This is a genomic window from Rhizobium sp. C4, assembly GCF_021026315.1.
In the GTDB taxonomy this organism is placed as follows: Bacteria; Pseudomonadota; Alphaproteobacteria; order Rhizobiales; family Rhizobiaceae; genus Ensifer_A.
The window spans coordinates 1-21025 of record NZ_JAJNCX010000018.1; the positions used below are offsets into that span (position 1 = coordinate 1).

Annotated in this window: 18 protein-coding genes; 8 read left to right on the forward strand and 10 right to left on the reverse strand. The window is 61.1% G+C overall.

The window, feature by feature from the left end; translation table 11 throughout:
- Positions 1–119 precede the first annotated feature (119 nt).
- The 4 genes from LQK84_RS22555 to LQK84_RS22570 form a co-directional block, all read right to left on the reverse strand.
- Positions 120–866: an amidase gene (locus LQK84_RS22555; protein WP_230831051.1), complete on the reverse strand. Its 747-nt coding sequence runs from the start codon at positions 864–866 to the stop codon at positions 120–122.
- A gap of 20 nt (positions 867–886) precedes the next feature.
- Entirely contained in the window at positions 887–2431 is a 1545-nt protein-coding gene (locus LQK84_RS22560; RefSeq protein ID WP_230831052.1) for an amidase, read from the reverse strand.
- Positions 2432–2434: 3 nt separating this feature from the next.
- On the reverse strand, positions 2435–3517 hold the full coding sequence (rutA, locus tag LQK84_RS22565; protein WP_230831053.1) for a pyrimidine utilization protein A: 1083 nt from the start codon (positions 3515–3517) through the stop codon (positions 2435–2437).
- A 231-nt stretch (positions 3518–3748) separates the two neighbouring features.
- The gene (locus LQK84_RS22570; RefSeq protein ID WP_230831054.1) at positions 3749–4546 is read right to left on the reverse strand and encodes a GntR family transcriptional regulator; all 798 of its coding nucleotides are present in this window, start codon (positions 4544–4546) and stop codon (positions 3749–3751) included.
- A gap of 150 nt (positions 4547–4696) precedes the next feature.
- Between LQK84_RS22570 and LQK84_RS22575 the strand changes: the two genes are divergently transcribed.
- From LQK84_RS22575 to rutF, 8 genes are all read left to right on the forward strand, one after another.
- Positions 4697–5929 (forward strand): MFS transporter, encoded by a 1233-nt coding sequence (locus LQK84_RS22575; RefSeq protein WP_230831055.1) that lies wholly within the window; start codon positions 4697–4699, stop codon positions 5927–5929.
- 293 nt (positions 5930–6222) lie between these two features.
- A complete protein-coding gene (locus LQK84_RS22580; RefSeq protein ID WP_230831056.1) occupies positions 6223–7323 on the forward strand; it encodes a sugar ABC transporter substrate-binding protein in 1101 nt (366 codons plus the stop codon).
- Between the two features lie 35 nt (positions 7324–7358).
- On the forward strand, positions 7359–8522 hold the full coding sequence (locus tag LQK84_RS22585; protein ID WP_230831057.1) for an ATP-binding cassette domain-containing protein: 1164 nt from the start codon (positions 7359–7361) through the stop codon (positions 8520–8522).
- 27 nt (positions 8523–8549) lie between these two features.
- The gene (locus LQK84_RS22590) at positions 8550–8906 is read left to right on the forward strand and encodes an ATP-binding cassette domain-containing protein (RefSeq protein ID WP_230831058.1); all 357 of its coding nucleotides are present in this window, start codon (positions 8550–8552) and stop codon (positions 8904–8906) included.
- Positions 8903–9913, forward strand: a complete 1011-nt coding sequence (locus LQK84_RS22595) for an ABC transporter permease (RefSeq protein ID WP_230831059.1) — start codon at positions 8903–8905, stop codon at positions 9911–9913. The genes LQK84_RS22590 and LQK84_RS22595 overlap by 4 nt, the downstream gene beginning before the upstream one ends.
- Positions 9913–10119, forward strand: a complete 207-nt coding sequence (locus LQK84_RS22600; RefSeq protein ID WP_230831060.1) for a hypothetical protein — start codon at positions 9913–9915, stop codon at positions 10117–10119. The genes LQK84_RS22595 and LQK84_RS22600 overlap by 1 nt, the downstream gene beginning before the upstream one ends.
- Entirely contained in the window at positions 10116–11537 is a 1422-nt protein-coding gene (locus LQK84_RS22605; protein WP_230831061.1) for an amidase, read from the forward strand. The genes LQK84_RS22600 and LQK84_RS22605 overlap by 4 nt, the downstream gene beginning before the upstream one ends.
- Positions 11538–11552: 15 nt before the next feature.
- A complete protein-coding gene (rutF, locus tag LQK84_RS22610; RefSeq protein ID WP_230831062.1) occupies positions 11553–12098 on the forward strand; it encodes an NADH-dependent FMN reductase RutF in 546 nt (181 codons plus the stop codon).
- Between the two features lie 884 nt (positions 12099–12982).
- Here rutF and LQK84_RS22615 read toward each other — a convergent pair.
- From LQK84_RS22615 to mgtA, 6 genes are all read right to left on the reverse strand, one after another.
- Positions 12983–13966 (reverse strand): sensor histidine kinase, encoded by a 984-nt coding sequence (locus LQK84_RS22615; RefSeq protein ID WP_230831063.1) that lies wholly within the window; start codon positions 13964–13966, stop codon positions 12983–12985.
- 286 nt (positions 13967–14252) lie between these two features.
- The gene (locus tag LQK84_RS22620; RefSeq protein ID WP_230831064.1) at positions 14253–14933 is read right to left on the reverse strand and encodes an ABC transporter ATP-binding protein; all 681 of its coding nucleotides are present in this window, start codon (positions 14931–14933) and stop codon (positions 14253–14255) included.
- A complete protein-coding gene (locus LQK84_RS22625) occupies positions 14930–16138 on the reverse strand; it encodes an ABC transporter permease (protein ID WP_230831065.1) in 1209 nt (402 codons plus the stop codon). Before LQK84_RS22625 ends, LQK84_RS22620 begins: the two co-directional genes overlap by 4 nt.
- Position 16139: 1 nt before the next feature.
- Complete coding sequence (locus LQK84_RS22630) at positions 16140–17336, reverse strand: efflux RND transporter periplasmic adaptor subunit (RefSeq protein WP_230831066.1); 1197 nt, start codon at positions 17334–17336, stop codon at positions 16140–16142.
- 42 nt (positions 17337–17378) lie between these two features.
- Positions 17379–18284 (reverse strand): 3-hydroxyacyl-CoA dehydrogenase, encoded by a 906-nt coding sequence (locus LQK84_RS22635; RefSeq protein ID WP_230831067.1) that lies wholly within the window; start codon positions 18282–18284, stop codon positions 17379–17381.
- Positions 18285–18401: 117 nt separating this feature from the next.
- Positions 18402–20993 (reverse strand): magnesium-translocating P-type ATPase, encoded by a 2592-nt coding sequence (gene mgtA / locus LQK84_RS22640; protein ID WP_230831068.1) that lies wholly within the window; start codon positions 20991–20993, stop codon positions 18402–18404.
- Positions 20994–21025 lie beyond the last annotated feature (32 nt).

The window sequence follows — 21025 nt, forward strand, 5'->3', positions numbered from 1 at the left end:
AGCCTCCTGCTCGCGCAGCACCCCAATAATCTGCTCTTCTGTAAATCTCTGCTTCTTCATAAGTCCGTCCTCAATGGGCCGAACTCTAATCAATTTTGGAGGAAATTCTCAGTGGCAGGTCAGGCGCCGGGCGCCGGCCGGATCGTTTCCGTCAGACCTAAGACCTCGGCCAGCAGCGCGAGGTCGGCGACGGAACGGCCATACCAGCCGACCGTATCGAGGCTGTTCGCGTAGATCTTGAAGCCTTCGCGGCTGACCATGCCGAAGGTCGGCTTCAGGGCGTAAACGCCGCAGAAGGAGGCGGGACGGATGGTGGAGCCGCCGGTCTGGGTGCCGATGGAGAGGGGCACATGAAAGTCGGCGACGGATGCCGCGGAGCCGGCCGAGGAGCCGCCGGAAGAAAACCGCGGATCACGCGGATTTCCGGTCGCGGCATTGCGACCGGCTGCGGCAAATTCCGTCGTGTCCGTCTTGCCCAGAATGATGGCGCCCTCGGCGCGCAGCAGATCGACGACGGCCGCGTCCTGCCCCGGCTGGTGGCCTTCAAAATTGGGCGAGTTGAATGTGGTCGGCATGTCTTTCGTCTCGAAGACATCCTTGATGCCGATCGGCAGGCCATGCAGTCTGCCGCGCTGTTCCTGCGGCAGGGCATCGAGTGCGGAGGCCTGCTTCAGCACATGCGGGTTCAGGTGGAGCCAAGCCCGAACCTCGCCATCGCGCGCCTCGATCCGTTGCAGGCAGGACTGCACCAGATCCCGGGCGAGAAGCCGGCCCTCCCGCAAAGCCTGCAATGCCTGCGTCGCGGTGAGCCGATGAAGCTCCAATTTTGCCGGAATACCGGAGGCCGGTTGCGGTCGGATATTCATGACTACCTCGGGACTGTCTCTCAGTCTGAAGATGCGCCGGGCGGGGCCAGACGGTGATGCCCGGTGACGGATTGAAATGCTGCACCGACGAGAAGGCAGAGCGCATCCTCCTGCGGGCGACCGACGATTTGCATGCCGGTCGGCAGACCCGCGCGTCCAAGCCCCGTCGGAAGCATCAATGCCGGGAAGCCGGTGAAGTCGAAAATCATCGTGTTTCGGGAGATGACGTCCTGAAAACCAAGCGGCGCGCCGTTGACATCGACCGTCAACGTCGCAAGCGAGCCCGCTTCGCCGCCAATCCCCGGTGTGATGAGGAGGTCAAGGCCGTCCATCGCGCCGAGGAACGCGTCTTGCGCCGCCACCCGCGCCTGAAGAGCCTGAGCGTAGTCGACAGCGCTGAAGGCCATGCCATTGCGCAGCCGGCCGAACATGCCGGGGTCCATGAGGTCGGCGCGCTCCGCCCGTTCGGCATGAAGGGCTGCCAGTTCGCTTTGCAAGACGATCCAGCCGGCCTTGTGGTAGGGCGCGACATCCACAGGCGGCAGCTCCACCAGGATGCAGCCTAGCGTCTCCAGCGTTTCGAGCGCCTTCTGCCAGTTGGTCAAGACAGCCTGATCCACATTGTCGGTGAACCAGCCGCTGGCGACCCCGATGCGCAGACCCTTTATGTCCAGATCTTCCGAAAAGGCGGCGCAGTCGTGGGCAAGCTGTGGATCGGGGTGGCCCGTCATGAATGGCAGGACGCGGGCAATATCCGTCGCTGAACGCGCCATCGGGCCAACATGGTCGAGCGTCCAGGAGAGGGCGGCGACCCCGCGGCGGGAAACCTTCTCGCCTGTCGGCTTCAGTCCCGTCGTACCGCACCAGCAGGAGGGCACACGGATCGAGCCGCCGGTATCCGTGCCCAGCGCCAGCGGCATCAACCGGGCGGCCAGCGCCGCGCCGGAGCCCGTCGAGGAGCCGCCTGTCCACCGGCTTGCATCCCATGGATTGGTCACAGCGCCAAAGCGCGGATTATGCGGGCCGCCGCAGGCAAATTCGCTTGTGGCGGTCATGGCAAAGGGAATGGCACCGGCAGCCCGAAGGCGGGCAACGACATCGGCGTCTGCCGGAGCGATGCGGTTGCCGGTGAATTTCGAGCCGCAGGTCACTTCTGTGTCGGCGACGTCGATAATGTCCTTGACGCCGAAGGGAATGCCCTCCAGCGGGCGCGGGTTGCCGGCACTCCATCGTGCCGCGCTTTCGACAGCCGCTTCATGGGCGCCGGGTATCGGTCGCAGAATGGCTTCGCCGCCCGCCCGGGTGATGTCGACCGAGGTCATGAGACTTTCGAGGGCATTGACCGGCGTCAGCACCCCTGTGGAAAAGGCAGAAAGCAAACCGCCGACACCTGCCTCGGCGACGCTCTTGAACGCGCCTTCGGCGATCGGCATGGAGGCGAGTTCCGGCTCGCTCACAGGCGGCATCATAGGATGCGGCGCGAGACGGGCGTCCGCGTCAGCCGGATCGACAAAGGAGGTCGGCTCCAGCACATCCGTTGCAGGGAGGGGCTGGAGCATGTTCATCAATTACTCCGCAGCAATGCTGGTGGCGTTACGGGAGGCCATAAGCGGCTGGATGCGCTGACCGAACTGGTCGAGGCCGATCAGGAAGTCGTCGAAGGTCAGCATGATGCCCTTGGTGCCGGGGACATTGGCGGCTTCATCCAGCATGCGGGCGACAGAGGCGTAGGAACCAACGATCGTGCCCATGTTGAAGTTGACCGCGCCTTCCGGCAGGTTGATGTGCTTGGCTGTAGAGGAGCTGTCGGCCGAGGCGTCCTTGCTGCCCTGGTCCGCCATCCAGGCGAGAGCATTGACGTCCGCGCCGCCGCGATATTTCTCCCACTTGGCCTTTGCCAGTTCGTCCGTCTCGTCGGCGATGACCATGAAGAGAACATAGGCGCCAACGTCGCGGCCCGTCTTGGCCGTGGCTTCGACCAGGCGAATGTTGCCTTCCTTGTGGGCGGTCGGCGTGTTGATGCCGGCGCCCATGACGAAGTTGTAGTCGGCATATTCGGCGGCGAATTCCATGCCGCGCGGGCTCTGGCCGGCGGCAACGATCTCGATCTTGTTGGCCGGCATCGGCTTCATCTTGCAATCGTTCATCTGGAAATGCTTGCCGTCGAAGGTGCATTCGCCCTTTGTCCAGAGGTCCTGCATGACGTGCACATATTCGGACGAATAGTCATAGCGGTAGCCGAAATAGTCATTGCCCGGCCAGATGCCCATCTGATCGTACTCGGCCATCTGCCAGCCGGAGACGATGTTGACGCCGAAACGGCCGGGCGCAACGCTGTCGATCGTCGTCGCCATGCGGGCGACAATGGCCGGCGGCAGGGTGAGCACGGCGGTGGAGGCGAAAAGCTTGATCCGCTCGGTGACGGCCGCAAGGCTCGCCATCAGCGTGAAGGATTCCAGATTGTAGTCCCAGAACTCGGTCTTGCCGCCAAAGCCGCGCAGCTTGATCATCGAAAGCGCGAATTCGAGACCGTATTTTTCGGCCTTCTGCACGATCTGCTTATTGAGTTCGAAGCTCGGCATATATTGCGGCGCGGCCTCGGAAATCAGCCATCCATTGTTGCCGATCGGGATGAAAACGCCAATGTCCATGTTGTGCTCCTGTGGTCGGGAAGGGGAGGATGAACTGCAATATGTACGAACTAATGCAAAAATTCCGAAACCTGTCCAGACAAAAATGGCGAACAAATAGGCGTGCATAAAATACGTGCAAAATCCTTCCGGATTCCGGTGGGTGTGATTGGGAATTGGGCGCGATCAGGCGCGCGCTGCAGCAACATTGTGCAGCGCGCAAGAGTGGCTCAGACGGCGTTTTCGGCTGTTTTAGTTTTCTGCCCGCAGTGTCGTCGTGTAGCTGAAACGGTCGGCGGGGAGAATCTGGAAAGCGTATTCCAGCAGGCGGCGGCCGGAGCCGTAATAGCGGCGGGTCACCATCAGGGCGAGGTCGCCGCCTTTGCAGCCGACTTTCTCGGCAATGTCCTCGTCCATGGCGACGGGGCGAACATCCTGTTGAATTTCATGGATTTTCTCGCCCGTGAACTCTTCGATGTAGTGGAAGATGGCGCGGCGGGCGACGGTGACGTCCTTGATGGCGGCGGCAACGCGCGAGTCGATATAGACTTCATTCCAGGAAAAGGCCCTGCCGCGATTGGCAGGGTAGCGCACGCCGGTGATGTGCAGGAACTTGCGGCCGGGGCGGCAGCCCAGATCGACGGCCAGTCTGCCCTGGGCCGAGACCATTTCGCGATAACCGATAACGAATTCCGTCTCTGCGGCAATTTCGAAGAGTTCTGAGCGCGATTGCGCGATGAAGCGCGTGCTGCCATTCGTAGCCTCTATGGCCTCGACGCGCGTGCCCACTCCCTTGCGCGCCGAAAGCCGCCCCTTGTTGCGTAACAGGCCAATTGCCTGGCGCACTGTCTGGCGGCTGACGCCGAGCGCTTCGGCAAGTTCGTTTTCCGTGGGGAGCAGGGAGCCAACTGCAAAATCACCCTTGGAAATGCGGGCCTCCAGGTGGTGTGCCACCTGCATATAGAGCGGCGCGGTCGCAATCTCGGGCTTCCAGTCGCTCTTGATATCCTGTTTGCCGCTCGTCATTTCCACAGCAATTGCATCGCTCATGTGTTCAGGCCTCCCGGCCCATCAATATGTTTTTTCATGCGAAAGCAAACGGATTTCAGCGCCGATGCTAATTTTCGCAGTGTCCTTGCGCTCAATTTCGAAATCAATTAGTACGTACATATACGGATATCTTTAGGGCTGTTGCATTTCATGTCAGACGTCACCGTCGAAGACGCCTCGGGATCGGGCGCGCGGAAATCCCATTCGCTTGTGGTCACGCTCAGTGCGGCCACGTTGATCCAGATTGTCGCAACGGCCAGCGTTCTTGCCCTGACTGCCATTGCTCCGACTGTGGCTGTGGATCTTGGCATCGGGGCCTATCTGATTGGTTATCAGATCAGCCTGATCTATGCCTCGGGCATGTTCTCGTCGGCTGTGGCCGGTACGCTCGTCAAGCGCTTCGGGCCGGTACGTGTCGAACAGCTGGCGCTTGTCTGCTTTGTTCTAGGTTTTGTCGGCATCGCCATGGCGCATGTTCTGCCAATCATCATCGCCTCCCTGCTGATCGGGATCGGCTATGGGCTGAACAATCCTGCTTCCTCGGAAATGCTGGGGCGGATCACGCCGCAGAACAAGCGCAACATCGTCTTCTCGATCAAGCAGTCCGGTGTGCCGCTCGGCGGCATCCTGGCGAGCTTTGCCTTTCCCTTCCTGTCGCGGCAGATTGATTGGCAATATGCGGTGTTGGTCGGGGCTGCGGCGCCGCTGGCGACCATGGTGCTTCTGGCTGTAACGCATGAGAGCGACCCTGTGGACCGCACCGTGCCGATGGGCTCGATGATGAAGGGGTTTCGCGACGAGCAAAGCATCATCTGGAAAAATCCCAAGCTGAGAACCTTGAGTTTCCTCGGCTTTGCCTATTCGGCGACGCAGCTTTCGCTTTCCGCCTTCGCGGTTGTGACGCTGGTTCATGATGGCGGCTGGTCGCTTCTGGCCGCCGGTTCCGTGGCGGCCGTGATGCAGTTCTTTGGCGCGTTCGGGCGCATCTTCTGGGGTGTCGTTGCGGACAGGGTTGGCGGCGGCTTCAAGACGCTGGCGCTGCTGGGGCTGCTCATCGGACTTGGATTCGCCTCCCTTTTCTTTGTCGTGGACATGCCGGCTTACGTGCAGGTCGCGATACTGATCATGTTGGGCATGACTACGATCGGCTGGAACGGCGTGCTCTTGGCCGAGGTGGCGCATAATGCGCCGGAAGGGCGCATCGGCGCGATTACTGGTGGCGTCCTGGTTTACACGTTCATCGGTGTCATCGTCGGGCCGTCGAGCTTTGCAAGCCTCTATATGGGCACTGGCCATTATGGGGCGAGTTTCCTTGTCTTTTCGCTGCTCGGATTTTTCGGCATGGTCGCGGCATGGCGCTCCCATAAAGCGGCGCGGGTCTGACATGTAAAGTACTGACATATTAAGATATGGAGCGGGGCCGTGCAACGTGTGCGGCCCCGTTTTCGTTTGTCCTTTCGTTACGTAAAGTTTCGTCAATCTAAGGGAGATGAATAAGAATATTGCAGATAATCACGCCTTGGACGGCATTTGCCTGAATATTTTGCAGTGCAAAAAAATCTTGCAAAATAGTTGACGACGCTTTGAATATGTACGTACATTACATATGTCCCGTTGCCACGGAGATGCGATCACGACCCCGGAAATGCGGGGCATCCAACAGGGGAATGTCAGATATGCGTGTGCTTCTACTCAGCGCTTTCGTTGCCGCGTCCGCCATTGCTGCAGTGCCGTCGGGCGCGCATGCGGATGCCATGGCCGACGCCAAGGCGATCATCGAACAGCATAAGAAGATACCCGTCTTTGAACCGCCCGGCGAGCCCTTTGACGCAAAGTCCTGCATGGCGGGCAAGAAGGTTCTCTCGATCCCGATCTCGATGACGATCCCGTTCAATGTCGAGTTGCAGAAGGCGATGTCAACCGCCGCCAAGGAAGTCGGCTTCACCTACACGACCTGGGACAATCAGCTGAAGACCGACCAGTGGATACAGGGTGTGTCGCAGGCAATCAGCCAGAAATACGACGTGCTGGACCTCGCCGGCGGCCTGAACCCCGAATGGCTTGGCCCGCAGCTGAGCGAAGCGCGCAGCGCCGGTCTCAAGATCACGACAACGCATCTTTACGATGTCACTCAGAAGTCCGCTCCGACGGTGGATTACTCCTCGCGCGTCGACTTCACCGGCGCGGGCAAGGTGCTCGCCGCCTGGGCCTATATTCAGACAGGCGGCAAACCGAATGTGCTCATCGTAGGCTCCTCAGACGTGCTGCCGTCCATTCCCTTCGTCAAGGCGATCCAGGAAGAGCTGAAGGTGCTTTGCCCGGAATGCAAGCAGAAACATCTCGATGTCCCGGTTTCCGACTGGGCCACGAAGATCCAGCCCGGCACGCAATCCGCGCTGCTGGCTGATCCCGGCATCAACTACATCATCCCGATCTATGACTCGATGTCGCAATTCGTCGTGCCGGCGCTGCGCATCACTGGTGCGGCTGGCTCAGTCGGCGTCGCAGGCTTCAACGGCACGCCCTTCGTGCTCGACATGCTGCGCGACGGCCAGGTCAACATGGATATCGGCGAAAGCCTCGGCTGGGCCGGCTATGCGGCGATCGACAACATCATGCGCATGATCTGCGGCAAGCCGGAAGTGGCCAAGCTCAACGTGCCGCTGCTGATCTTCGACAAGGACAATGTGAAGACTGCCGGCGTGCCGGCCAACTTCAATGACGGCTATGGCGATGCGCATCTCGAGGGGTTCCGCAAGCTCTGGAAGCTGAAGTGAGCTGAGCAACCTTCAACCCGAACCGGAGCCGCGCCATGACTGATAATGCCGTGCTTGTGATGAACAACATCAAGATGAAGTTCGGAAGCAACTATGCCCTCAAGGGCGTCAGCATTGCGGTCCGGCGCGGCGAGGTCTTCGGCCTGCTCGGACAGAACGGATCGGGCAAGTCCACCCTCATCAAGGTTCTGGCCGGGTTTCACCAGCCGGAAGAGGGCAGCGAGGTCGTGCTGTGGGGCGAGAAAATGGCCCTGCCGCTCGACCCCATGCTGATCAAGAAGCGCGGTGTCGCCTTCGTCCACCAGCATCTCGGTCTCGTCCCCTCGCTGACGGTCGCCGAAAACATGCGGGTGACGTCACTCGGCCAGAAGAACCCCTGGTTCGTTTCCTGGCGCAAGGAGGCCGAGCGCCTTTCCAGGCTCTTTGCCGAATTCAATCTCGATATCGACCCGATGGCGACCGTGGCGAGCCTGCCGCCGGTCGAGCGCGCCTTCGTCGCCATCATCCGCGCCTTCGAGGATCTGCGTGCGTCCGATGCCGGCTATGGTGGGGAGGGCATTCTGGTACTCGACGAACCGACGCCTTTCCTGCCGGGCGAGGACGTGAAGCGGCTCTTCGAACTCGTCCGTTCCATCGTCAAGACCGGCGCCTCCGTGATCATCGTGACCCACGACATCGACGAGGTGCGCGACATCACCGATCGCGTCGCTGTGCTGCGTGACGGACAGCTGGTCGAGGTTCTCGACACGTATGCCTCGAGCCGCCAGGCCATTCTTGATACGATCATCGGATCGCGCATCGATGCCTTTGCCAAGGAGCGGATGAGCACCGGCGCTGCTCCCGTTGCCATCCGCGCCGATCATCTGACCGATGGCCGCACGCCGCCTTTCAGCCTGTCGCTGCAAGAGGGTGAGATTCTGGGTGTCACGGGCCTGATTGGCTCGGGCTTTGCCAGCGTGCCTTACACGCTTTATGGCGCGCGGCGGGGAGCCGGGACGCTGACAGTTGCCGATCGGAAGGTCGATCTGGCGGCCATGAGCCCGCTCATGGCGCAGCGCATGGGCGTGGCATTGCTTCCAGGTGACAGGCTGGGGGCGGCCGGGATCGGCTCGCTGGCAGTCACCGACAACATTACTCTGCCCATTCTTGAGGAACTTTCGAACCTTGTGGGGCTCGACCGTGGCGCCATGGTGAAGTAGGCCGGGCGGCTTTCCGAACTCCATGACGTGCGCCCGCACAATCCGGCGCTGGCGCTCGGGTCGCTTTCCGGCGGAAATCAGCAGAAGGTGCTGCTTGCCAAATGGCTGCGCATCCAGCCGAAACTGCTTCTCCTCGATGAGCCGACGCAGGGTGTCGATTTTGGCGCGCGGCAGCAGATTTTCAAGGCGCTGGATGGGGCGGCGCGCGCCGGAACCTCCATCCTCTGCGCCTCCACCGACAATGAACAGCTTGAGCAGATCTGCGACCGCATCCTTGTCTTCGCGCGCGGACGGCCCGTGGTCGAGCTCAAGGGACACGAGATCAGCCGCAAGGCAATCACCGAAGCCTGCTTCTACAGCACCGATGCGGAGGCCGCAGAATGACAACGATCGAAATGCCCGTCCAGAAACCCGTCTCCGCCCTGCGGTCGCGCTTCACGCTGAAAACCGAGGCGGAACGTTTCGCGCTGGTCGCCGCCTGGCTCTTTCTCATCATTCTCTTCGGCATTCTCATGCCGGACAGTTTCTTGAGCTGGCGCAATTTCTCGACCATGTTCGGCTCGCAGGCCGTCCTGGTCGTCCTCACGCTCGGCATCATCATTCCGCTCACCTCCGGCGACTTCGACCTGTCGGGCGCGTCCATCCTGACGATGAGTTCGATGGTCATCGGCGTCTTCAATGCGCAGATGGGCTGGCCGATCCTGCCGGTGCTGGTCATGTCGCTGGCCGTCGGCGCGCTGATCGGGGCGATCAATGCCTTCTTCGTCCTCTATTTCCGCATCCACTCGCTCATCGTGACCTTGGGTGTCGGCACCTTCGTCAATGGCGTCATTCTCTGGATGAGCGGTTCGCAGACGATCTCCGGCGTCTCGATGGACCTTGTTACCTGGGTCATCATGGGCCGGCTCTGGGGCATTCCGCTCGCCTTCTACTATGCGCTGATCCTGGCTGCGGTCATCTGGTACGCGTTCGAATTCACCATTCCCGGCCGCAAGCTGCTGTTTGTCGGACGCGGTCGCGAGGTCTCGCGGTTGAACGGCATCCCGGTCGAGCGTGTGCGCGCGACGTCCTTCATTCTCTCAGGCCTGATCTCCGCCTTTGCCGGCATCCTCTATTCCGGCATGACGGGTTCGGCCGATCCGCTCTCCGGCCTCAATCTGCTGCTGCCCGCCTTCGCTGCGGCCTTCCTCGGCGCCACGACCATCGCGCCCGGCCGCTTCAACGCATTCGGCGCCGTGATCAGCGTCTATTTCCTCGTCACCGGCATTACCGGCCTGACCATGATGGGCGCACATGCCTATGTGCAGAACCTCTTCTATGGCGGCGCGCTGGTCATCGCCGTGTCGCTCAGCCAGCTCGTCCGCAACCGTCAGCCGCAGGATTTCAGCTGATGGCCGAACTCAAGGAAATCGCCGATACGCTGGCGCGCCTTTACTGGTCGCGTCCGGCCAACGAGGCGGAGACGGTCGCCATGGCGGGTGAAATGGAGCGCGACAGTGCCGCCATCGCCCCGCCGCGCGAGGGACAAGGCAATGTCTTCTTCGCAATCGAGCCTTCGACCTACTATGCGCTGATGGCCAAGGAGGCGGAGGCATGAGCAAGCTTCATCCGCAAAGCCTCGCCGAGGCGGCCAGCCTGATCAGGACCGGTGAGGTCACCTCGCTTTCGCTGACGCAGGCCGCGATCGAACGCGCCAAGACATCGCAGCCGCGCATCAACGCCTTCATCGCCATCGAGGAGGATGCAGCCCTTGCCGCCGCCGAGGCGGCCGACCGTTGGAAATCGGGCGGCAAGCCGCTGGGCCCGTTGCACGGCGTGCCGCTGGCGCACAAGGACATGTATGACCGCAAGGGCATGGTGACGGGATGCGGGTCCAAAATCCGCGCCGGCCATGTCGCGACCTCGACCTCGACTGTGATGCAGCGGCTTGAGGCGGCGGGCGCCATTTCCATCGGGCGGCTCAACATGAGCGAATTCGCCATGGGGCCGACCGGTCACAATGCCCATCATGGCCGCGCGAAGAACCCGATCGATCCGGAGCGGATCACGGGCGGCTCGTCCAGCGGTTCGGGTTCTGCCGTCGGGGCAGGGGTTGTGCTGGCCGCGCTCGGCTCCGACACCGGTGGTTCCATTCGTCTTCCAGCCGCCTGCTGCGGCGTTGTCGGCATCAAGCCCACGCAGGGACGCGTCAGCCGCCATGGCGCAATGCCGCTTTCCTTCTCGCAGGATTGTATCGGCCCGCTCGGCGCGCATGTGGATGACGCCTACAGCCTGCTCCGGATCATCAGCGGTGCGGACCCGCTCGATCCGACCTGCGCGACCTTGCCGCCGCCCGACGATCTGTCTGCGGACGTGTCGGCCCTGCGCATCGGGGTGCTCGGTGGCGTGTTCGCGAAAGATGTCGAGGCGGTGGTTGCGGGTGGTTTGGGCGCTGCAATGATGGCGCTGGAGCCGCATGTCGCCGCAATCCGGCAGGCAACGCCTTCCGATCTCTCGACGGTTGCCGAACTTGCAAACGTCGTTGCCATGGGCGAGGCGGGCGCGGCCCATTTCGACTGGGTGCGCGAGCGGCCGGAAGATTACGGGCCGCAGATCCGCATGCGGCTGTCGCAATCGCTTGCCATGCCCGCCCCGATCTACATCCGCGCGCTACAGATGCGCAGTCTCCTGCTGGCAGAGTTTTTGGAGACGGCATTCTCGGAGGCGGACGTGCTGATCGCGCCGGTCATGCCGTTCCTGCCGCCGCGTTCGGCGGATGTCGATATTGGCGCGAGCCCCGAGATGAACCGTATCGTCAGCGCGATGACAATGTTCACGCGGCCGTTTTCCTATCTCGGATTGCCGGTCGTCACGATGCCGGTCGCCGTCTCGCCCGAGGGGCTGCCGGTCGCGATCCAGATCATAGGCCGGCCCTGGCGCGAGGCACAGATCGCCTGCCTCGCCAGCCGTCTCGAACACGAACTCTCCCTCAAACCCTTTGTGCCGCAGGTCGCGCCCCTGGCGCAGTCGGCATGAGCGCTACTTGAAAGGATGTCTCTGATGACCCTCAAACCGTCTTTCGCCAATGCCGAAGTCATCGCGGATGCCGTCTCGCAGCAGACCTTTCGCGATGCGATGTCCAAGATGGGCGCGGCCGTCAACATCGTGACCTCCGACGGCCCGGCCGGCAAGGTCGGCTTTGCCGCAACTGCCGTGTGCAGCGTCACCGACACGCCGCCGACACTGCTTGTTTGTCTCAACCGCTCCGCCTCGGTGTTCAACGCCGTCATGGAAAACCGCGCGCTCTGCGTGAATGTGCTGGCGAGCTCCCACGACCGCCTCTCCAACCTCTTCGGCGGCAAGACGCCGGTCGAGGAGCGGTTTGCTGCGGCAAGCTGGCATCGCGGCGTATCAGGCGCACCGGTACTTGACGATGCCGTCGTCTCGTTCGATTGCATGGTGGCGGACAGTATGGATGTGGGGACACACCGCGTCCTGTTCTGCTCCGTCCTTTCCGTTTCCAACGGTGAAGGCGCCGATGCGTTGATCTACTTCCAGCGAAGCTACCACAGCGTGGGGCTTGCCGCTGCCGGTTAGCGGTTGTGCGAGCCTCTGGGCGTCATCCCATATTTTCCTTTGTCGGGCGGAGCGTGCTCGGAGAAAATTCCCCGAATGGTCCTGAGTTTCTTGAATGCCTCGGTTGCGGTTGTACTGCTTCTCGAAATTCACGGTCGATAGCATCCGTTCCTGACATGCTTAGGTTCGGGTTCTAGAACATCGCGATGTAAAAGAACACGTCGAGCGGCGCTTGCTCTTGAGGCGAATGAGACCGAAAAAGGCTCTGTCAAATTGGAGACGGATATTAAGGCGTTCATCAATACCGCTGGCAAGCTCGAGCAAGGCAATGTTGCCATTCTTGGCGATACGGCAAAGTTCTCAAATAAAACCTCGGCCATGCCATTAAGCTGGATGATAATGTCGAGGCTATCGTCGAATTCTCAGGTTGGCACGCGATGGTGCTGCAGGAGATAAATTTCTCTTTCAAAACGAGATTTGGGACCTCAAGGTAGACAGAAATCGCAGGAAGAGACATCCGTTTCCACTTATATTTTGGATCGGGACGCTACTGTCCGACGGGATTGGAGCATTCTGCCAGCCATTTATTTGACCATATGACGTCAAACTACGTCTGCTCTCGGACGTTTTTGCATGGAATTCAAACGGCAAAAATGCGGGCGCATTCCCGCCGTTCAAATTGGTCGAGAATCGTCTCCAGTTTGCTGGACGATGTCTTACTTCTCGAACTCCGTCTCGACATCACGAAGGCGCGCCAAATTGACAAGCCTCTGTGCCATCAGGCACCCGCAACCAACTTCCCTACATAAAATATAACGGAAAAGCCCGCTAGGTGAAAACCAGCGGACTTCTTGGCGTTCGGGCGATTTGAATTCGATCAATGCTGCCATCCACCCCGCTGCCGCTCAGGCGGCGGTGCTGGTGCTTGAGTGAAATGTGGTATGGGCAACGGTTACACTCATGCCTTTGTCGCTGGACACGGTCTGGACCCGCGCGTCCAGCTGCTTGGCAAGGGCTTCAATGATCAGCGATCCCAGCCCCGATCCCGGTTCTGCCGGTTTGGCCGTCGCGTTTTTGCCCACGCCGTTGTCCGAAACCACCAGCCGCCAGTCTGCTTCCTGCATTTCGAAGCTCACCAGAACCCGTTCGGACCCGGTATGGACCGGGAAGGCATATTTGATGGCGTTGATGACGAGTTCCGTGACGATGAGACCAAGGCTGACGGCGCTGCGGGACGGGATCGCGCTTTCGGTTGCGTTCACATCGATGATGATGGGCCTGCTGTCCAGCACGATGGACTTGGCCAAACCCTCGCACAGCTTGCGCAGGTAAGCCGCCACTTCGATCTCTTCGACACCGTCTGTCAGATGCAGATAGTTCTGGACGGTTGCGACCGACATGACGCGCCTATGGGCATCTTCCAGATGGCGTCGGCTGTCTTCGGAGGTGACCGCGCGCGCCTTCAGCAGCAATATGCTCGCTATGATCTGAAGGCTGTTGGCGACCCGGTGCTGCATCTCGTCGAAGAGAATACGTTGCTGGTCGAGCAATTTTTCGGTGCGCTCGAGAAGCGCCTGTTTCTCGGCCGTGGCATGCCTTGCTTCCGTGACATCGCGAAAGGCCAGCAACGTGTTCGGCGGGGACGATCCGCCGTAGGCGACCGTACTGGCCGACATGACCAGAGTTCGCCGACCGAGGCTTGCGACATCACGATCGAATTCAAAAGCTGAGATCTGCGGCTGATCCGGCATGGTCACCGTCAGCAGGTTGCGCAGCACCGGAATGTCCCATTGCTGCTCGTCCAGATCAAACAGGCCGACACCATGAGATGTCTCGGGATCGATCTCGAACGTCTGAAAGAAGGCACTGTTTGCCGCAATGAGGCGCATGTGGCTGTCGAGGACGACGAAGGGTTCTGGAATGCTCTCGACGATCGCGAGCGCAAGCGTCTTGGCATCCTGGGGATTTCCGAGCCGCCGCAACCGCATATCCCCCCGCGAGGTTGAATGGTCCCGCCGACCCTCATCTCTGCCGGTTTGAACACTACGCTTGATTGTCTCCCTTAGCCAACAGAATCTAAGCTTGCAGCCACCGGGGACAGACGCAAAGCGGGTGCGGATTTCAAACGCGTCGTTTCGCGCGCCTCGGGATGCCAGGTCGCAGCAGCCGGTGGGCTTACCCGGTCACCTGGCCGTCGCCGACGAGAATCTGACGCCGGCATCTGGCGGCGATCTTGTCGTCATGGGTCGAGATCAGAAATGTCGTGCCTTCCTCGCGATTGAGGCGGTCGATCGTCTCCATCACCTGGTTGGCGGCGGCGCGGTCGAGATTGCCGGTCGGCTCGTCGGCCAGCACCAGTTCCGGACTGTTCATCAGCGCGCGGGCGACGGCCACCCTTTGCTTTTGCCCGCCGGAAAGGCTGGTGGCGAGATAATCCATCCTGTCGGCAAGGCCCATCCTGACCAGTAGTTCGCGTCCGCGCGCGCGGGCCGCCGAAGTCTCTCGTCCCTCCCGCACGGCGGTCGGCAAGATCACGTTCTCCAGTGCTGTAAAATCCGGCAGGAGATTGTGAAACTGGAACACGAAGCCGATATGCCGGTTGCGGAACTCCGTGAGGTCCTCGTCGCTGGCTGAGGTCAGATCTTGTCCCAGCATCGTGTGGCGGCCCGATGTCGGCCGCATCAATGTGCCGAGTATGGTCAGCAGGGTGCTCTTGCCGGACCCGGATGGTCCGAGCAGAGCCGACATCTCGCCATGCGCCATTGTAAGGTTTAGACCTTTCAGCACCTGGGTCGCGGCATCGCCCTCCCCGAAGGTCTTCCAAAGATCGCGGACATCGAGCAGGGGCTCCGTCATTGGCCGATCGCCGTGACGGGATCGACGCGCGAGGCGGCGCGCGCGGGTAGAATGGAGGCGAGCGTGGCGCTGATCACGGTCAAGAGGATTGCCAGCCCGTAGGCGCCCTGCGTGATGTCGATCGGCAAATTGCCGGGCTTGAAGGCCTCACGGCCGGGAAAGGCGAGCAGCACGAGATAGCCAAGGCCCGCGCCGAGCAGGCCGCCGGCCAGTCCGATCATCGCGCCCTGGATGACGAAGACGGTGACGACGAAGGAGCGCGGCGCGCCCATGGCCCGCATGATCCCGATTTCGGGACGCCTGCGATAGGTGGAGAGGAGAAGCGCGGACGCGATACCGATGACGATGGTGATCAGCGCGAAGGATTTGAGCATGAGGCCTGTCTGCGCCTGAGCCTTGAGCGCATCGAGAAGCTGGGCGGCATTCTCGGTCCAGGACGTGGCGGGCAGGCCGGTGATCGCCTTGATCCGCGCGGTCGTCGCATCCGCCTGATAGAGGTCGGCGAGCTTGATCTCGACCCGCGAGACGCCCTGCGGCAAGGCAAACAGCGTTCGCGCGACGGCAAGACTGACATAGACCTGCCGGCGGTCGGGGCCGCCGGAGCCGATCTCGTAAATGCCCGAAACGATCAGCGACTGGCTGATGCCCGTATCTGCCTGAAGCTCGACCGTCTGGCCGAGGCGGTAGCTCATGTCGTCAGCCAGCTTCTTGCCGATCAGGACCTTACCCGGCCCCAGATCGACCGTTCCCGCGACGAGATAAGACTTCAGATTGATGATGGCGGAGACCTTGGCGGGCTCGACGCCCGTCACGCTCACCTGCGCCGACTGCACGCCGCGCTTGAGGAAACCGCCTCCGGTGATCTCGCGGGAGACAGCCTTGACGCCCGGCAGTTGCTCGATGACGGGAATGAAGGCATCGACGGAGGAGAGACGGGCCTCGCGGCTGGTATCCTTCTTCTGGACCAGCAGGACCGCGCCCTTTTCATCTGGCAAAAGCAAGGAGGGGACGCGCGCCTCCGCTTCGATCGTCACATGAGAGAGATCGCCCGCCGTGCGCGACAGGATATAGTCAGCAAGCCCGCCGATCAGGGCGCTCATGAAGATGAAGATGAACACGCCGACCGCGACCCCGAAGATGAGCAGCGCGGATTGCGCCTTGTTGGAGGTCATGTAGCGTGAGGCGATCTTGAGCGCATAGAGCATGTTACGGCCCCTTGACCTTCACGCTCTTTCCATCGGCAAGGCCATTGGCATCGACGATCAACCGGTCTCCCGCCTTCAGGCCATCGGTCACGAGCAGCCGTTCTGCGGGCCAGTCGATGACGTTGACGGCCGTCTTGTGCGCCTTCCCGTCGGTGGCAACGAGGAAGACGGCATGGTCCTGTCCGCTCGTCACGATGGCGGCCCGTGGCGCCGAGATGGCCTTGTCCTTGCGCTCAACGATGATATTGGCCGTCACCGTCAGCCCCACGGGTGCCAATTGAGGTTTGTCGAACGCGATCTTGACGGCAAGACCGCCCGTTCCGGCATCGACGACCGGCGCCACGAAGGTGACATGGCCTTCCTGCGTGCTTGTCGCCCCCGTCAGTTGCAGGAGGGCCGGCATGCCGACCTTGATCTGCGTTGCGTAGAGTTCATCGACATTCGTCTCGACCACGAGGTCGCTGAGATCCGCAAGCGTGAAAAGCGGCGTTGAGAGATCGACGACCTGACCGGGATCGACATTGCGCTTCAGGACAGTTCCGGCAATGGGGGCGACGATGCTGAACTTCGTCAGCAGAAACTGCGCCTGATCGACAAGCGCGCGCAGCCTGCCGACCTCCTGATCGGCGCGCGCCATGGCGTGCCGGGCATCCTCAAGCGCCATGCGGGATACGTTTTCCCCAAGCGCCTCCGCGCGGTCGAGCGCTTCGCTCGCCTGGCTTTGCGCGACTTGAGCCTGCTGCAATGTTGCAATGCTCTGCCGCACGGCGGCGGTCTGCGATGTGTCGTCCAGTGTCGCAAGCACTGCGCCCTGCTGCACGACGTCACCTTCCTGCGCCATGCGGGTCGTGAGCGTTCCGGCGACGGTTGATTTGACATCGACGGAACGAAGCGCCGCGATCCGCCCGTTGATGGCAAGAACACGGGTGATCGGCCCGGGGGCTACGACCTCCACGGCCACGGTTGCCGCGGTCGTTTTCCAGGGCTGACGGTAGAGCACGGCCGCGATGATGGCGAGGCCAATGGCCAGCGCGACGAGCAATGGCCAGCGTCGTGGCCGCTGCTCGTTATCGCGGGATGGGCCTGGGTCTGCCGGGTGTTGCGGGGGAACGGTCACGGCTGAATAGGGCTTTGTGGCGACCATCGCATTCCGCGAAACGGTCTCGGTCGGCTTTCCGTTTTGTTCGGGAACCACCATCAATTCAATCCGTGTTGTTCGTCAGCGTGTCTGGCCAGGTCGTCACGTCAGGAAGTCGGGCTGCGCGTAAGCCGGGTTCGGATAGTGGTAGAAACCCTCGCCCGACGCGGCACCCAACTTGCCCTTGTCGATGTAATTCGTCTTCAGATACTCGGCGATGCGAAGCTGCACCGGATCCTTGCTTTGCTCGGCGCCGTTACGGATAATGTTGTAGGCCGTCGTCAGGCCGACAATGTCGAGGATGGCGAATGGCCCCATGCCGATCGAGTTGGCGACCATCCAGGTCTTGTCGATGGTCTGGGCGTCGGCGACCTCGTTGACCAGCAATTGCAGCGCCGCGTTCAGCATGGGAATGAGCAGCGTGTTGAGCAGATATCCCGGCTGCTCCTTCTTCAGCGGCAGCGCGACCATGCCGATCGCTTTCGCAAATGCCACCACCGCATCGAAGACCGCCGGATCGGTGCCGGGGTGGCCCATGATTTCCGCCGTGTTGTGGGTCCAGATCTGATTGGCGAAGTGCAGGTTCAGGAAATGCTCGGGACGGCCGGTGAAGGCGGCAAACTGGCTCGGCAGCATGGTCGAAGAATTGCTGGCAAAGATCGTGCTCGGCGGCGCGACCTTGGCGAGTTCCGCATAGAAAGCGCGCTTGATATCGACGTTCTCCGGGACCGCCTCGATCATCAGATCGGCGTCCGCGACGGCCGTCTTCAGGTCGGAGCTATAGGCGATGCGGTCGAATGCGGCATCGACCGCCGCCTGCGTGGCGCCGACCTCGGCGATATAGGTTTGCTTCAGGGCCGTAAACTTGGCCTTTGCGCCTTCAAGCACGGTGTCGTTGATGTCGTAGACCGTGACATCGAAGCCGTGAAAGGCCGTTTGAAAGGCGATCTGTGCGCCGAGAACACCGGTTCCAGCGACGGTAACGTTCCTTATCGATTGCTTGGGCATAGGCCCTCCAGTCTTGTTCTTTATCTTTTCGACAACAGGCCGGATCAGCCTATGCCTATGGGGTGGGGTCGGTTTTGATCAAGATCAATAAGCATGGCAGTCCAGGGCCGAACCCGATCACATCCCCCATTTCCGGATGAACCACGTTTTGACGATTGTCGTCAGCACGGCATAGCCGACGAGGAACGATGCGACGATCGGCCAGTAGAGCAGCGGAAGCGGCTGCAGGCCAAGCGTTCCTGCCAGCGGCGAGTATGGCAGCGCAACGGCGATGGCACAGATGATGATCGTCGAAATGATCAGCGGCGGGCTTGCCCAGCTGTCGATGAAGGGCCGTTTCTTCGTGCGGATGACATGGATGATCAGCGTCTGGGACAGGATGGATTCCACGAACCAGCCCGTCTGGAAAAGCGACGGATTGCTCCAGGCATCGAACACGTAGAGCATGGTGAAATAGGTCGCATAGTCGAAGATCGAGCTCATCGGGCCAATGAACAGCATGAAGCGCATGATGTTGCCTATTTCCCATTTGCGGGGCTGCTGCAGATACTCCTCGTCCACCGTATCGGTGGGGATCGTCGTCTGCGAAAAATCGTAAAGCAGGTTGTTCGCCAGAACCTGCAGCGGCGCCATCGGCAGGAAGGGCAGGAACATGGATGCGCCGAGCACGCTGAACATGTTCCCGAAACTCGAGCTGGCACCCATCTTGATATATTTGACGATGTTGCCGAACACCCGCCGCCCTTCGAGAACGCCTTCATTGAGGATCGCAAGGTTCTTTTCGAGAAGGATGATGTCTGCGGATTCCTTGGCGATGTCGGCGGCCGTATCAACCGATATGCCGACATCCGCCCGCTTCAGCGCCGGCCCGTCATTGATGCCGTCTCCCAGAAAGCCGACGACATGGTCGCTGGCCTGCAGGGCTGCAATGATGCGGGCTTTTTGCGCGGGTGAGACCTTGGCAAAGACATTCGTCCGCTCAATTGCCTTGCGCAAAGCCTCGTCATCCATCGCCTCGATTTCATGGCCTGTGGCAACGCCTGTCACGGTCAGTCCGACATCCCGGCATGTCTTCAACGTCACCAGATCGTTGTCGCCCGTCAGGATCTTGATCGAGACGCCCGATGCAGCAAGGGCAGCAAGCGCGGCGGCGGCCGTTTCCTTCGGCGGATCGAGAAAGGCGACAAAGCCCTGAAGGGTCAGGCCGGCCTCGTCGCCGGCATGATAGGATGATTTCGGTTCGGCAATCTCTCTGGTGCCCAGGGCAATGACGCGAAAGCCGTCGCCATTAAGCCGCGCGGTCACGTCGGCAATGCTGGTGCGGTGGGCTGCATCGAGCGGCCTGCTTCCGTCGGCCGTTCGGCAATCGGCGCAGACGGCGAGCACCTCCTCGACGGCCCCCTTGCAGATCAGCAGCGTTTTGCCCTCGGGCGTCCCAACGACGACCGAGAGGCGTCGGCGATTGAAATCGAAGGGGATCTCATCGATCTTGCTGTAGCCGCCATCGACTGAGAGATGTTCCTCAAGCTCGGCATGGTTCTGGATTGCAACGTCCAGAAGGTTCCGGAGCCCACTTTGAAAGTGGCTGTTGAGATAGGCGTATTTCAGGACATTATCGTCGTTGTGTCCTGCCACATCGAGATGCAGTTTGAGGACGACGCGGTCCTGTGTCAGCGTGCCTGTCTTGTCGGTACACAACACGTCCATGGCGCCGAAATTCTGGATCGCATCCAGCCGCTTCACGATGGCATGTTTCTTCGCCATCGCCATCGCTCCCTGTGCCAGGTTCACGGTGACGATCATGGGCAGCATTTCCGGCGCCAGTCCGACAGCGACGGCCACGGCAAAGAACAGCGCTTCCAGCCAATCGTGCTTGGTCAGGCCATTGATGAGGAAAACCAGCGGCACCATGACGAGGATGAAGCGCAGCATCAGCCAGGAAAAGCTTCGGATGCCGCGATCGAAGCTCGTTTCGGTGTCGGCGGCCATGATCTGGCGCGCCAGCGTTCCAAACGAAGTGGCGTCGCCGGTGTGAACGACGACGGCCGTGCCATATCCGCTGGAAATGCTCGATCCCATGAAGCAGATATTGGGCAGCGCCAGCGGGTTCTCGTCGGTCACCTTCGCGATGGCGTCGTTTTTTTCGACAGGCATGGATTCGCCGGTCAGTGTCGACTGGTTGACGTACAAATCGTTCGCGCTGCACAAGCGGACATCGGCCGGCACCATGTCGCCCGCCGAGAGCTTGACGATATCACCCGGAACAAGCCCATCCAGCGGGATCGCGGCAAACCCCTCGGCATCCGCGCCGGCAGCGCCCTGTCGTTTCACCATGACCTCGACACGCACCATATTGGCAAGCTTTGCCGCCGCCTTGCTGGAGCGATGCTCCTGAATGAAGCCGAGGCCAATGCTGAGCACGACCATGGTCGCAATCACGGCGGCCGAGCGCAGATCCGAGAGCAGCCAGGAGAGGCCGGCAAGCCCGAACAGCAATATGTTCAGCGGGTTCTTGAATTTGTTCCAAAGCTCCAGAAGCAGAGGCGAGCTGTCACGCCCGCCCGCTATATTGGGTCCGTAGGTTTCAAGACGTGCCTTGACCTCCTGACCGGAGAGGCCATCAGAACCTGTTTTCAGTTTCGCAAGCACGTCGGAAACGCTGGCTGCCGCCAGTGTCCGGAGTTCGAGATCGGATGGATTTGGTGTCACGCAGGTTTGCTCCAATGCTCTTGCCTTGCGCC

Bases quoted from the DNA above. Each gene is read 5' to 3' on its own strand.
- LQK84_RS22555 (WP_230831051.1), bottom strand. From the start codon at position 866: ATGAATATCCGACCGCAACCGGCCTCCGGTATTCCGGCAAAATTGGAG.
- LQK84_RS22560 (WP_230831052.1), bottom strand. From the start codon at position 2,431: ATGAACATGCTCCAGCCCCTCCCTGCAACGGATGTGCTGGAGCCGACC.
- rutA (WP_230831053.1), bottom strand. From the start codon at position 3,517: ATGGACATTGGCGTTTTCATCCCGATCGGCAACAATGGATGGCTGATT.
- LQK84_RS22570 (WP_230831054.1), bottom strand. From the start codon at position 4,546: ATGAGCGATGCAATTGCTGTGGAAATGACGAGCGGCAAACAGGATATC.
- LQK84_RS22575 (WP_230831055.1), top strand. From the start codon at position 4,697: ATGTCAGACGTCACCGTCGAAGACGCCTCGGGATCGGGCGCGCGGAAA.
- LQK84_RS22580 (WP_230831056.1), top strand. From the start codon at position 6,223: ATGCGTGTGCTTCTACTCAGCGCTTTCGTTGCCGCGTCCGCCATTGCT.
- LQK84_RS22585 (WP_230831057.1), top strand. From the start codon at position 7,359: ATGACTGATAATGCCGTGCTTGTGATGAACAACATCAAGATGAAGTTC.
- LQK84_RS22595 (WP_230831059.1), top strand. From the start codon at position 8,903: ATGACAACGATCGAAATGCCCGTCCAGAAACCCGTCTCCGCCCTGCGG.
- LQK84_RS22600 (WP_230831060.1), top strand. From the start codon at position 9,913: ATGGCCGAACTCAAGGAAATCGCCGATACGCTGGCGCGCCTTTACTGG.
- LQK84_RS22605 (WP_230831061.1), top strand. From the start codon at position 10,116: ATGAGCAAGCTTCATCCGCAAAGCCTCGCCGAGGCGGCCAGCCTGATC.
- rutF (WP_230831062.1), top strand. From the start codon at position 11,553: ATGTCTCTGATGACCCTCAAACCGTCTTTCGCCAATGCCGAAGTCATC.
- LQK84_RS22615 (WP_230831063.1), bottom strand. From the start codon at position 13,966: ATGCGCCTCATTGCGGCAAACAGTGCCTTCTTTCAGACGTTCGAGATC.
- LQK84_RS22620 (WP_230831064.1), bottom strand. From the start codon at position 14,933: ATGACGGAGCCCCTGCTCGATGTCCGCGATCTTTGGAAGACCTTCGGG.
- LQK84_RS22625 (WP_230831065.1), bottom strand. From the start codon at position 16,138: ATGCTCTATGCGCTCAAGATCGCCTCACGCTACATGACCTCCAACAAG.
- LQK84_RS22630 (WP_230831066.1), bottom strand. From the start codon at position 17,336: ATGGTGGTTCCCGAACAAAACGGAAAGCCGACCGAGACCGTTTCGCGG.
- LQK84_RS22635 (WP_230831067.1), bottom strand. From the start codon at position 18,284: ATGCCCAAGCAATCGATAAGGAACGTTACCGTCGCTGGAACCGGTGTT.